9 protein-coding genes are annotated in these 12,586 nt (G+C 62.8%); 3 read left to right on the top strand and 6 right to left on the bottom strand.

All coding sequences use genetic code 11. The features are described from left to right. Positions 1-24 precede the first annotated feature (24 nt). Both HYG82_RS36360 and HYG82_RS36355 read right to left on the bottom strand, forming a co-directional pair. The gene (locus tag HYG82_RS36360; protein ID WP_179262366.1) at positions 25-813 is read right to left on the bottom strand and encodes a DUF5806 family protein; all 789 of its coding nucleotides are present in this window, start codon (positions 811-813) and stop codon (positions 25-27) included. A 204-nt stretch (positions 814-1,017) separates the two neighbouring features. Then, on the bottom strand, positions 1,018-2,988 hold the full coding sequence (locus HYG82_RS36355) for a beta-propeller domain-containing protein (RefSeq protein WP_179262364.1): 1,971 nt from the start codon (positions 2,986-2,988) through the stop codon (positions 1,018-1,020). A gap of 148 nt (positions 2,989-3,136) precedes the next feature. Here HYG82_RS36355 and HYG82_RS36350 point away from each other — a divergent pair, with 148 nt between their 5' ends. Next, positions 3,137-4,273 carry a thiolase family protein gene (locus tag HYG82_RS36350; RefSeq protein WP_179262362.1) on the top strand — a complete coding sequence of 379 codons (1,137 nt, stop codon included), beginning with the start codon at positions 3,137-3,139 and terminating at the stop codon, positions 4,271-4,273. 251 nt (positions 4,274-4,524) lie between these two features. Here HYG82_RS36350 and HYG82_RS36345 read toward each other — a convergent pair whose 3' ends face one another. After that, the gene (locus HYG82_RS36345; RefSeq protein WP_179262360.1) at positions 4,525-4,842 is read right to left on the bottom strand and encodes a hypothetical protein; all 318 of its coding nucleotides are present in this window, start codon (positions 4,840-4,842) and stop codon (positions 4,525-4,527) included. A 329-nt stretch (positions 4,843-5,171) separates the two neighbouring features. On the opposite strand from HYG82_RS36345, the gene HYG82_RS36340 reads away from it, so the two are divergent. Together HYG82_RS36340 and HYG82_RS36335 are read left to right on the top strand one after the other, a co-directional pair. Beyond that, on the top strand, positions 5,172-5,498 hold the full coding sequence (locus HYG82_RS36340; RefSeq protein ID WP_179262358.1) for a hypothetical protein: 327 nt from the start codon (positions 5,172-5,174) through the stop codon (positions 5,496-5,498). A gap of 162 nt (positions 5,499-5,660) precedes the next feature. Beyond that, complete coding sequence (locus tag HYG82_RS36335) at positions 5,661-6,419, top strand: TraB domain-containing protein (protein ID WP_179264568.1); 759 nt, start codon at positions 5,661-5,663, stop codon at positions 6,417-6,419. A gap of 36 nt (positions 6,420-6,455) precedes the next feature. Here HYG82_RS36335 and HYG82_RS36330 read toward each other — a convergent pair whose 3' ends face one another. The 3 genes from HYG82_RS36330 to HYG82_RS36320 form a co-directional block, all read right to left on the bottom strand. Continuing rightward, the gene (locus tag HYG82_RS36330) at positions 6,456-8,141 is read right to left on the bottom strand and encodes an aldehyde ferredoxin oxidoreductase family protein (RefSeq protein WP_179262356.1); all 1,686 of its coding nucleotides are present in this window, start codon (positions 8,139-8,141) and stop codon (positions 6,456-6,458) included. 320 nt (positions 8,142-8,461) lie between these two features. Further along, on the bottom strand, positions 8,462-10,348 hold the full coding sequence (locus tag HYG82_RS36325) for a cation:proton antiporter domain-containing protein (RefSeq protein WP_179262354.1): 1,887 nt from the start codon (positions 10,346-10,348) through the stop codon (positions 8,462-8,464). A 206-nt stretch (positions 10,349-10,554) separates the two neighbouring features. Then, complete coding sequence (locus HYG82_RS36320) at positions 10,555-12,501, bottom strand: AMP-dependent synthetase/ligase (RefSeq protein ID WP_179262352.1); 1,947 nt, start codon at positions 12,499-12,501, stop codon at positions 10,555-10,557. Positions 12,502-12,586 lie beyond the last annotated feature (85 nt).

Here is a 12,586-nt window from a genome sequence, read left to right as displayed (position 1 = left end):
ACGGACAGAGGGACGGAATCGGCGCTAGTCCTCGCTCTCGGCGATGTCCTCCGCGCGGAGTTCCTCGCTGGCCTCGCGGACCTCCCGCATCACGCTCGAGATGCGCTCCTCGGCCTCGAGTTCGTCCTCGACCGAGAGATCGACGCCCTCGACCTCGAGGAGGAACTTTGCGACTTCCGTGGCTTCGTACATCACGTCGTCGAGTTCTTCGGCGGTAAAGAAGTCGCACATCGCGCCGTAGAGGAAGGTTGCGCCGGCAGTCCGGACTTTCTCCTCGAACGAGGAGCGGGCCTGATTGACGGCCTGTGGCGTGTATGTATCGGTCATGAAGGGGATGAGTTCGGGCAGATTCTCCCCGATTTTGGTCATCTCGACGCCGGTTTCGGTCCGGAAGTCCGAACAGAGCCGCGCGATCGCCCACTCGCGGGCGGTGATGTATGTCCGTTCCCGCAGGAACTCGTTGACCCGCTCGTACTCCGCGCCGTCCATTTTCTTGAACCGAGCGTATTTCTGGACGTCTTCGGGGACGTCGTTCTCTTGTGGATCGGGATCGGGGACGGCCGGCATCGACGAGTCGGCGTCACTCGTGGACGACTGCTCGTGGTCGTCCGCCGCGGAAGACGTATCGTCTGCGGAGGGACTCGTTTCGTTTGCCGTTTCAGCGTCCGTCTCGGGTACCGCCCCGTCCGACGGTTCCGCGTCCGTCGAGGCGTCCACCGCAGTACCGCTCGAGTCGTCGTCCGTTCCGTTCGGTCGATCGGTCCGTTCCGGGCGGTCGGAGTCGGGTCGATCGACCGTCTCGTTGCCGTCCATGAGGTGGCATTGCCAAACGGCGGGCAAAAGGGTTCCCCTCCCCGCGGTCGACCGCGACGACCCGATCGCCGGTCGGACGGCCGGGACCGATAGCGGGCCGGGACCGATAGCGGGCCGGGACCGATAGCGAGGCTGATCCGATAGCGGGCCGGGACCGATAGCGAGGCTGATCCGATGCCGCCGCGACGGTTGGAAACGCGTCCGTTACAGTTCGAGTCGCTGCTCCACCGTCCAGGTCGTCTCGTCTAAGACGACCGCCCGGTTCTCGCCGAAGACGTAGAGGTAATCGTCGACGTACATCGCTCGCGTCCCGGGACCGCCCAGATCGACGCGGGCGACCTCCTCGAGTTCGCCGCCTGTGTAGTCGAACACGTAGCTCTGCTCGCCGCCGGGCATGAAGAAGACCCCGTGGGCCTCGTCCTGCAGGAATGCGGTGTGCGTTCGGCTCACGGCGCTGTAGCGCTCTCCGGTGAGAACCTGAGAGTCCAGTTCGAGCGGGTTTTCGGGATCGCTCACGTCGAAGAGGGTGGCCTTGGGTCTGCGGTCTTCCTGCCCGATCCCGAGGACGAGGTTGTCCTCGAGCGGGTGAAGGTACGACGAGAAGCCCGGGAGCTTGAGCTCTCCGTCAACGGACGGGTCCGTGGGGTCGGAGAGATCGAGCGTGTAAAACGGATCGATCTCCCGGTACGTGACGACGTAGCCCTCGTCGCCCTCGAAGCGGACGGAGTAGATGCGCTGATCGACGCCCAGTCCCGTCACGGAGCCGACGGTCTCGAGGTCGGAATCGAGGACGTAGACGTCGTTCTCGGAGTCGATTCCGTGGGTTCGCGGAATCGTCGTCGCGATGCGGAGGTGGTCGTCGTGTTCGTCCATCGAAAACTGGTTGAGCGGCGTTCCGGGGACTTCGCCGTTGGCCTCGGCTGACAGTTCGCCGTCGATGCCGATCCTGACGATCCCGGTCGTCGTCAGTTCGCGGTGATGAGCCGCGATGTAGTCACGCAGTCCGTTCTCGAACGCCTGACGGGCCGCTCGACGTTCGTCGTCGTCCATCCGGGCGTACCAGTCCTCGAGAATCGCCTGCAGTTCGACGGCTTTGGCGCGCTTCGAGATGTCGAGATCGTCGAGGGCGGCGACGCGAGCGCGGGCGTCTGTGTCGAGCAGGTCGGAGCCGTTCTCGCTGTCGAGGAAGGCTCGCCGTAGTTCGTACCCGTCGGTCGAGCGCGTATAGGAGAGGTAGATGCCGTTTTCGGAGACGTACGTCGCCGACAGAGAACTCGAGCCGACGACGCTCGCTTCGCTCTCGAGCGATCCCGTCTCGGGATCGACGCGGGCGGCGGTGTAGACGGCATCGGCATCGGCGGGCGCGGCCGGGCGAACCACGTCGGTGCACTCGATAGCCGTGTCGCCGTACGGAACTATCGGACACGGGTCGCTGTCGGGCCGATCGACGAGAACGAGATAGAGGTCGCCGTCGTACAGACGGGCGGTGTCGATCGACGCCTCGAGGTCCTTGCGCCACGTCTCAGTTGGGTTTTCGGGGTCGCTCACGTCGTAGCCGGCCGCCTGCTCGTCGCCGAGGACGACGAGAGTATCGTTCGTGAGGAGGAGGTCGCCGGAGATCGGAATCGACCCCACGGCTCGTGGCGTTGCGGGATCGCTCACGTCGACGATCGACGTCTCGTCCCACTTTGACGTGTATCGATAGGAGGCGTAGTAGACCGACTCGCCGTCGGTCTTCAGAACGTCCGGTTCGTCGAGTGCAGCCTCCTGAACGTTCGTCTCGGAGTGTCGTGGTGCGTCGCTGTAATCCCCCGCTGTCGCTTCGTCTCCGCCGGGGGCCGATCCAGCAGGGGACCCGGGATCGCTAACCGGTCCATCCTCGCGTGCCATATCGGTTCCATCCCCTGCACCGACGCCATCCGTGGGAACGACGTCAGTCGGTCCGCCCCGACGGACGCTGCTCGAGTGGTCGCGGAAGAACTCGTCGAACGCCTCGTCGGACGCGAAGGTCGTCAGTTCGGGTTCAGTCATCCCAGCGAGGGAACTACGATCCCGCTCGAGGTCGGCATCGACGGGACGGTCGTCGGCGAACAGCCCGGCGACGCCAGCACCGACGACCGAGCCCACAAGCAATGCTGTGAGAGCGACCGCGATCAGCTTCGTTCGATCGGACATATGCCTGTCAATGGCATGCTATACTAAGGCGGCTCCGCTAGGTAAAATGGTACTTTCACCCAGTAACGGTCGCAGTCATTCTGTAAACGATTTGCCCGCCTCCTCGAGTTCGACCGGACTTAAGTTCGTGTGGGACATTCGATAGTACATGTCACAGACACCAGTCGTTGTGAAGGCAGTTCGGACGCCACAGGGGAAAGAAGACGGCGCATTCGCCGACGTCCGAAGCGAGGATCTCTCGGTACCACTGATCGACGAAATCCTGGCCGAAACCAGCCTCTCCGGCGAGGAGATCGACGATCTGATGTGGGGCTGTGCCCAGCAGCGCGGCGAACAGGACAACAACCTCGCCCGCGTCATCGCCGTGCTCTCGGAACTCGGGGAAGACGTCCCGGCGACGACGATCAACCGCTGGTGTGCCTCCTCGATGCAGTCGGTTATCTCCGCGTCTGACGCCATTGCGGCCGGCAACCGCGACGCCATCATCGCCGGTGGCGTCGAGAACATGAGCCGCGTTCCGATGGGCGAGAGCTACGGCAGCATTCACCCGCGGCTGGCCGAACTGTACGACCTCGGCGACCTCCAGATGGGAATGACCGCCGAGAAGGTCGCCGAGGAGTACGACATCTCCCGCGAGGAACAGGACGAGTACGCCGCCCAGAGCCAGCAACGTGCGGTCGAAGCCACCGAAGAGGGCCGGTTCGACGACGAAATCATTCCGATCGAGACCGACGAGGGTACCGTCGACGAAGACGAGGGAATTCGTCCCGGCACCACCGCCGAGAAACTCGCCGAACTGCCGACCGTTTTCAAGGATGACGGCACCGTTACGCCCGGTAACGCCTCGCAGATTTCCGACGGCGCATCTGCCCTGCTCGTTACGAGCGAGGCCTTCGCGGACGAACACGACCTCGAAATCATGGCCGAAGTCGGTCGGAACAACGTGGCCGGCGTCGATCCGACCGTCATGGGCATCGGCCCGGTCCCGGCGACTCGCGGCCTGCTCGAGCGAAACGGACGCGACATCGACGAGTACGACCTGGTCGAACTCAACGAAGCCTTCGCCAGTCAGACGCTGTACTCGCGCGACGAACTCGGCATCGACCCCGAGATATTCAACGTCAACGGCGGTGCGATCGCGATCGGTCACCCGCTGGGTGCATCGGGTGCTCGCCTGCCTGTCACGCTGATCAACGAACTCCAGAAGCGCGGCGGCGGCCTCGGTCTGGCGACGCTTTGCGTCGGCTTCGGCCAGGGTGCGGCGATAGAGTTCGACGTGAACTGAGCCGGACGGGTGCCTTTTTGGTCCAGGTTTTGCGAGACCGCTCGCGAACGTAGTGAGCGACGCGGTCGAGACAAAAGGTGGTCGCGCCAGGGTGCGGCGATAGAGTTCGACGTGAACTGAGCCGGACGGGTGCCTTTTTGGTCCAGGTTTTGCGAGGGAAACACGGTTCGAAGGGGCCGAGAATCGGGATGAAACGGTGATACCGTAAACGGGGCTGCGACGCAGCCGACCGAGATGATCGTCGGACGGGTCTATCCGAGCCGGTCGAGCCACCCGAGACCGGCCGCGAACGGGTCTTCGAGTGGGGCCACTGGGTCCTCGGGGAGCGCTGTAAACGCGTCCTCGAGTGCGTCGCTCTGCGCGCCGTCCGGATCGACCTGCTCGGTAATCTCGGTCGAGTCCTGTGTGGCTTCGTTGGCCGACTCTTCGACGACGGTCATCGAGTCGTTTTCCGTGGTCGACTGCTCCTCGGCGGCCGCTACCGCACCCGTCCCGACGACCGCTGCGAGCAGACCGGCCGTGATCACGACGATAAGTATCGTTCCGAATCGATTTCGTCTCCGAATCATGATATGACTGCCCATCGAGGGCAACGTGTCTGGTTATTTCTATTGGAAATAAACCGTGCAGACCGTTCGCCGCCGGAACGACTGATTACGACGACGAAAACGGGTTCAGGATGCCATACACGACCGGGGACGAACCCGGCGCAACCACGACCGATCCGAACGGAGACGATACGGCGGCCATAGCGTTCGCCTAACGAGCGTTGGCGGTCCGAAAGCCGTAGTGTCGCTCGAAAGAATGCGTCTATCGCCCCTCCCGAACAGGCCCTGTCGAACCGAGCCCCCACTCCGCATGTCTGCCCGTTTTATACTCTCGAGCCGTACGCTCGCACATGAACACGGGCCCCCTCGCGATCGTCGTCGGGATCCCGCTCGCCTGGCACCTCGGCCTGACCGCCGTCGCATACTACGACGCTGGTCGTGTCGGTCTCGAGCCGCCGAGGAAGTGGGCGGCAATCACGTTCTGTCTTCCGATGATCGGCTTTTTCATCTATCTGTTCGAGCGCAGCGAGCTCTCCTACGAGCCGGAAAACGACCCCTACCGAGGGAACAACTTCAACATCCATCCCTCACGGGCCGACGACAGTCCGCTCCCGTCGCGAGGCGACGACAGGCTCTCGCCAGCGGATGACGAAGACGACGAGCATAGTAGACGGTGAAACGATGTACCCACCGCTCGTAGTGGGGCGGTCAGCGAAGACTCGCTGGTCGCGAATTCGCGGGCGGGACGTGCACTGACTTTTACCGACGACTATACCACCGGCCGTCGATCCGGCACGGGTCGTGGCTTCAAGCCGGTGGCCGACGAACGATCGACCGAGATGTCCGACGACGGCACCATCACCCTCGTCCCCAGCGTTCACTTTTCGGAAACGCACCGCCGCCGCGTTCGAGCGACGATCCGCGAGACTGACCCCGACCTCGTCGCCGTCGAACTCGACGAAACCCGCTTTGACCGCCTCGAACAGAACGATCGCCCAAAACCAAAGGAACTGGCCCAAGAGTTGCCGCCGGCGACCGCTGTCGCCTACAGGGCCATGCAGGCGATTCAGCGAACCGTCGTCCGGCTCTACGGGCTCGATCCCGGACAGACCGACATGGAAGCAGCCATCGAAACGGCTGCCGAACGGGACACCGACGTCGCGCTGATCGACGAACCGATCGTGGAAACCATAACCGAACTCTCGAGCCGACTTGGGCCGGAGACGCTCCCGAAGATCGCACTCCGAATGGGAGCGATGGGACCCGAAGAGTACGTCAATCAGGTCGACATGCTGGCGCTGCCGCTCAAAGACGTGCACCACGGCGACGACGTGCAACCGGCGATCGACCATCTTCGGTGGCTCCTTCCGGAGGTCGCAACCGTGCTGATCGACCGGCGCGACCGCGCCATGGCGGAGCGACTCGACGTGCTTCGGCGTGACGGCTACGACGTGGTTGCGGTCATCGGTGCCGGGCACCACAACGGCGTCGAGCGAATCCTCGACGAACTCGAAATGAGGGCCGCAGACGGATCGCCGGCAACGACGGTCCCGATTCGATCACCTGCGCGATCAGTGACCCGAATTCCGATCCAGTGACAAGGTGGAAACCGAAGGGCCGGTTATCCGCCTCGCTCAGTCGTCAGCCGGCGCACCGTGATCGCCGTCGAACGCCGCCGACGGAACTGTTCCATCGTCGTTCCACCCGCGCTCGTCGTAATACTCGGTGAGACCCTGTTCGAATTCCGGAATTTCGTAGGGAAGCCGGTCGTCGTCTCGGTCGAAGCCGCGCTGGTTGTTGAAATGACGCTCGAGCGTGACGACCTCCGCGCCGACGCGAAGCAGTTCCTCGTAGTCGGCGTCCAGTAACGTCTCCATTCGCTCTTCGGTCATGAAGTCCCGCGAGAACTTACAGAACACGGCGCTGTCCTTGATCGCGTTTGCGTTCTCGAGTTCCACGAGTTTCGGCGGTTTGTCCTCGAGGCCTTCCTTGTCGAAGGCGTCGTCGGCGTCTACCAGCGGGTACTCGTAGGGATAAAACTCGGCGTACATGTGGTCCGCGCCGCGATTGGAGGTGGCGAAGGCCAGTCCCTGACCGTTCAACGTGCGGCCGTCGTGGGCGGAGAATTCCATCCCCTTGACCGACCAGTTTTCGACGCCGAGTTCGTCGTGGATGCGATCGACGCCCTCGGCGAGTGTGTCGCCGATACCTTCCCTGTGAGCGATCTTCTCGACGAGGTCGTGGATGAGGTCGGCGTTGCCGAACTCGTCTTCGCTCTCGAGGTACGCCGAGACGACATCGCCGGCAGAGATCGTATCGAGCCCGTACTCGTCGCAGAGTTTGTTCGACTGCATCACGTCGACGATGTCGTCGATGCCGGCGTTCGAGCCGAAGGCCATGACCGTCTCGTACTCAGGCCCTTCGGTCTCGAGGCCCGACTCCTCGTCACGGGTCGGCAGCTTGCAGGCGAACGCACACGCCGAGCAGGTCCCCTTCTTGTACTTTTTCTCCTCGACGCGGTCGCCGCTGATTCCCTCGACGCCTTCGAAGGAGAGGGCAGAAAAGTACCGCGTCGGCAGTGCTTCGACCATGTTCGCGTACTCCGTGACCGAAGTCGTCCCCTGGGCTTTCATCGGATGTTCCGCCTGGGCGGCTTCGCCGTGAATCTCCATCTGAAGCGGCGGGATCTCGACCTCGCGAGTCGAGTCGCCATCGAAGGTGATCGCCTTGACGTTCTTCGATCCCAGAACGGCACCGAGTCCGCCGCGACCGAAGGCCCGCTCCTTCGAGGTCATGATCGAGGCGAAGCGAACTCGGTTCTCACCCGCGGGGCCGATGACCGTCGTGTGATCGGAGCCGAGTCCGTGTTCGTCCTCGATGTATTCGCAGGTCTCGGAGACGGTCGCCTCGGCGAGGTCCGGCACCGCTTCGAACTCGACCCCGTCGTCGGTGACGTGGACGACGACGAGTTCGTCGCTCGATCCGGTGATCTCGACGGCGCTGTAGCCCGTGCCGGTGAAGTTCCGCGAGAGGAACCCGCCCGCGTTCGACGAAAGCAGGCCGTTGGTCAACGGCGAGACGCCGGTCGCCGACATCCGGCCCGTAAAGCTCATCGTCGAGTGTTGCATCGGCCCCGTCGCGAAGTACAGTCGGTTCTCCGGCCCCAGCGGGTCGGCGTCGAACGGAACCCGGTCGTGGGCGAGTTTCGTCCCCAGCGCCCGTCCACCGATGAACGACTCGAGGACGTCGTCGATCTCCTCGGTTTCAGCCGTCCGATTGCCGACGTCGATCGAACACAGCGGTCCCCGTGCGTGATTCATGGTACGACAGTTTAAGACACGTGCGCAAAACGGTACCGGTTTTTCCGGCCTCGTGACCGCCTGTATCGAACGGCCGCGAACCGACTGCGGTGACCGTCTCCACGAGCGTTAATCCCCCTGTGGAATCTGCTCTCGCCCATGTCCCGCTCGGCAGAGCGACACGAGAAGACGAGTCATGACGACATCTCCGAGTAACTCGAGACGCTCGAAACGACGGTCGATACTGTCGACGAACGGACTCTCAGTCGCCGGACCGTCGCGGTCGCTGCCAGCCCCGATCGAGCCACAGCGCGAACAATCGCCGCCGAGCCGACCCTACCCTACACCGGTTTTCCGCACTGCTTGATGGCCTCGTGAACCGCCTCTGTCCGGCCGATGAGGGTGATGTGATCTCCCTCCTGAAGTTCGACCTCGGCGGACGGGACCTCGTTGGTTCCGTTCCGGCTCACGAGCGCGATAAGGACGCCGTTGGGCAATTCGCTTCCCACATCGACGATCCGCTCGCCGATGAGGTTTTCGTCGGTGACTTCGATCTCCTGGACGTCGCCGGAGCGGCCGAGTTCTGACATCCAGTTCGAGAGCGCGGGCCGTTCGATCACATTGTCGATCGCCCACGCTGTGGACTCCGCCGCCGAAATGGTCTCGACACCGAGATCCTCGAACGCGGCCGCATTCGATGGATTGTTCGCGCGAGCGATCACCGTCTGAACGTCGAAGTGCGACTGTGCGAGCTGTGCCACGAGGAGGTTTACGTCGTCGTCGCCGGTCGCCGCGACGACGATACGGGCGTTGTCAGCCCCCGCCTCGCGTAACACGTCGACATCGGTTCCGTCGCCCTCGCGGGCGGTGAACCCGTCGTTGCGGAGTTGCTTGAGGGTCGTCCGTTCCTCGTCGATCAGGACTACGTTTTCACCGCGCGCTTCGAGTCGTTCTGCCAGCGAGCGACCGACGCGGCCGCCGCCGATGATGAGTACACGCATGGGTATCACGTCGAGTTTCTCTGCGATCTGGCGGGCGAATCCACCCTCGAGGACGACCGTCACGAGGATGACGAGAAAGACCGTCCCGACGAGCAGGTCCGCACCGGCCTGATTTGTCGGTGCCTCGGACGTCTGCAACCGGATGGCAAAGAGCGTCGCGACCGACGCCGGAATGATGCCACGCGGCCCGACGAAGCTCATGAACAGCGTCTCCCGGAACGTAAATCGATCGCCCCGTGTCGTAAGAAAGACAAGCAGCGGTCGCAAGACGAACATCACGACCACGACGACGGCCACGCCGCCGAGCCCGAGCGCGAACAGCTGATCGAACTCGAGCAACGCGGCGAGGGTGATGAAGACGAACGAGAGAACGAGCAGCGTAATGTCGCCTTTAAACGCCGCAATGTCTTCCTCGTAGGGGAGGCCGGCATTGCCCAGTATGAGTCCGGCCGTCGCCGCAGCCGCGACGCCCGCTTCGGAAAAGATGTAGTCGGCCGAACCGAAGGCGATGATCGCTCCAGCCAGCGTGAGTAGCCGCGCGTTTTGGGGTGCGTTGTCTGGAGAGAGATCGACGTACTGGAGGACCGCCCAGACGACCGCCGCGACCACGACACCGACGAGCAGCCCCGTTCCGAGTCGCTCGGCGAATAGTTGGAGATAGACGTCGGCGGTCAGTTCGCGAACGGTCATCGCCTTGAACAACACGACAGCCAGAATCGCCGCCGTCACGTCGTTGACGATTCCTTCCGTCTCGAGGGTTGCCGCGACTCGATCGCGGACGGGGACCACCTTCAAGATCGGGGTGACGACCGTCGGCCCCGTCGCGACAAGAAGCGCGCCGATCAGCAGCGCGATGTCCCAGTTAGCCTCGAGGAACACGTGAACCGCGACGGCGGTCCCGGCAAGTGCGATCGCCGCACCGATCGTCGTCAATCGCAACACGGCCGACGGTGCCTGTTTGATTTTTTCGATCTTGAGGTGGAACGCACCCTCGAAAACGATAATCGCGACCGAGAGGCCCACGATCGTGGAGAGACCGCTGCTTCCGCCGAGGGCGTCGACGGTCAATACGCCGAGTCCTTCCGGACCGATCAGGACGCCGGCGGTGATGAGAAAGAGGACACTCGGGACGCGAAATCGGGCCGAGAGGAGCTGCGAAACGACGCCGAGTCCGACGATCGCAGCGACCAGTATGAGTAGATTTCCGCCCGCCTCTGCACCCGTCATAATCGAAACTGTCGGTCTGCGAACGATCGACACGACGATACTGATGACGCGTCCATTCGTGTCAGCAGAAACAGTCCAGACGGTTAACTCCTGCGAGAATCGGCGGACAACTTGCGAGAATACCACACACGATACACGGTACGCCAAACCGGTCGTAACCGCCGTCGTTCGATCGACTCGAACGTCTCGACTTCGATTCTCGGAGATCAGGCATCCGCGTAAATCCGGTCGACGCGGTCCTCGAACCGCTCGAGGATGACGCGACGTTTCTTCTTCATCGTCGGCGTGAGCATGTCATTTTCTTCCGTAAACTCCTGTGGGACGAGTTCGAACTGTTTGATCGTCTCGTGTTTCTCGAATTTCTCGTTGACCCGATCGACTTCCTGCTGGATGTGTTCGCGAACCCGTTCGTCGTCGCACATCGCCTGCGGATCGTCGGGAAGGTCGATATCCTCCTTCTCGGCCCACGAACGAACGTGATCGGTGTTCGGGACCAGCAACGCTCCGATGAACTTCTCGTCATTCCCGACGACCATCGCCTGTTCGACCACCTCGCTCGCCGCGAACGCATCCTCGAGCGGACCCGGTGCGACGTTCTTCCCCGTCGAGAGGACGATGATCTGCTTGACGCGGTCGCGGAACTCGAGGTAGCCGTCGGGACGGATGTGGATGATGTCTCCCGTGCGGAACCATCCGTCTTCCGTGAAGGCGCCCTGAGTCGCACCGGGTTTGTTCCAGTACCCCTGCGTAACGTTCGGTCCGTTTACGAGGAGTTCTCCGACCTCGCCAGGGTCGCCGGCGAACGCCTCCTGGTCGGCGACGGTTTCGTCGACTTTCACGTCGACGTTGACGAGCGGCGGTCCGATCGTCCCGACCCCCACCGCCTCGGGTGGGTTCGTCGAAACGACGGGAGCGGTCTCGGTCAATCCGTATCCCTCGTAGATCGGCAGTCCCATCGCGTGGTACAGTCGACAGAGTTCCGGCGAGAGACTCCCGCCGCCGCTGATGAGCATTTCGATCTCGCCGCCCAGGGCTTCCCGAACGGACGAAAAGACGAGTTTGTCGGCGAGTGCCTGCTTCGCTTTCAACATCGGTCCGGGTGAGTCAGCCTGCTGGTACTCGACGCCGACGTCGGTAGCCCACCCGAAAATCCGTTCCGAGACTCCCGACCCGCTGGCTTCCTCTCGGATGGCGTCGTAGATTTTCTCGTAGACGCGCGGGACGCTCGTGGCCGCCGTCGGCTGGACGACGCTGAAATCGTCCTGGAGCGTATCCGGACTCTCCGCGTACGCGACGCACGCGCCGCTTGCAAACAGGACGAAGTGTCCGGCCGTTCGCTCGAAGACGTGGGACAACGGCAGATACGACATCGCCAGCGTCTCTTCGTCGATTACCGGAATATCGTCGTCCTTGTCCGGACGTGGCCCGAAGCGCTTCCGAACGCCGTTGACGTTCGACCGGAAGTTGCCGTGAGTCAACTGGACGCCTTTCGGCTGGCCCGTCGTCCCGCTCGTATAGATCATGCTCGCCAGATCGTCCAGTTCCGTCGCGTCAATTCGATCCTCGTACGCATCGAGATCGAACGTCTCCTCGCCGCGCGCGTAAACCTCGTCGAGGGTCAATACGTCGTCCCGGTCGTCGTAGCCGGCGACATCGTCTATCGAGACGACGAACTCGAGATCGAGATCGTCCTCGACTTCGAGGACCCGCTCGAGGAGGGTCTCGTTTTCGACGACGACACCGTCGGCGTCGGGATCGTCGAGCAGGTACCGGACCTGATCGGGCGACGAACTCGGGTAGACCGTCGTGATGACCGCGCCGGCCCCGAGCAAGGCGAAATCACACTGTGCCCACTCCATCCGCGTGTTCGAGAAGAGACCGATTCTGTCCGCCGTGTCGACTCCCAGATCGAGAAAGCCGGCGGAGAGTTTCCGGACGATGTCTCGCATCTCGGCGTAGGAAATCGTTCGGTACTCGCCGGATGCCGCGGCAGACAGGACTGAGTCGGTCAACGAGCGATCGTAGATTCCGCCCTTGTATTGCTGTGCTGGACGATTCGAATTTCGCTCGGCCGACTCCTCGAATAACCGTGCGAGCGTCGTTTCCCCGATGACCTCGTCCTCGTGCTCCCGTTCAGCATCCCTCCAGTCCATATTGGTGTGGGAGTTGCCCCCATGGTATAAAATGTGAGGAAATGGAATTCATCTATCCATGTGTTTATTAATTTCAATACGGTCA

This window comes from Natrinema halophilum (assembly GCF_013402815.2).
Taxonomy (GTDB): domain Archaea; phylum Halobacteriota; class Halobacteria; order Halobacteriales; family Natrialbaceae; genus Natrinema; species Natrinema halophilum.
This window is presented reverse-complemented; position numbering and strand designations above follow the sequence as displayed.

Coding starts and splice junctions, on each gene's coding strand:
- HYG82_RS36360 (WP_179262366.1), bottom strand. CDS start 813: ATGGACGGCAACGAGACGGTCGATCGACCCGACTCCGACCGCCCGGAA.
- HYG82_RS36330 (WP_179262356.1), bottom strand. CDS start 8,141: ATGAATCACGCACGGGGACCGCTGTGTTCGATCGACGTCGGCAATCGG.
- HYG82_RS36340 (WP_179262358.1), top strand. CDS start 5,172: ATGAACACGGGCCCCCTCGCGATCGTCGTCGGGATCCCGCTCGCCTGG.
- HYG82_RS36350 (WP_179262362.1), top strand. CDS start 3,137: ATGTCACAGACACCAGTCGTTGTGAAGGCAGTTCGGACGCCACAGGGG.
- HYG82_RS36355 (WP_179262364.1), bottom strand. CDS start 2,988: ATGTCCGATCGAACGAAGCTGATCGCGGTCGCTCTCACAGCATTGCTT.
- HYG82_RS36325 (WP_179262354.1), bottom strand. CDS start 10,348: ATGACGGGTGCAGAGGCGGGCGGAAATCTACTCATACTGGTCGCTGCG.
- HYG82_RS36335 (WP_179264568.1), top strand. CDS start 5,661: ATGTCCGACGACGGCACCATCACCCTCGTCCCCAGCGTTCACTTTTCG.
- HYG82_RS36320 (WP_179262352.1), bottom strand. CDS start 12,501: ATGGACTGGAGGGATGCTGAACGGGAGCACGAGGACGAGGTCATCGGG.
- HYG82_RS36345 (WP_179262360.1), bottom strand. CDS start 4,842: ATGATTCGGAGACGAAATCGATTCGGAACGATACTTATCGTCGTGATC.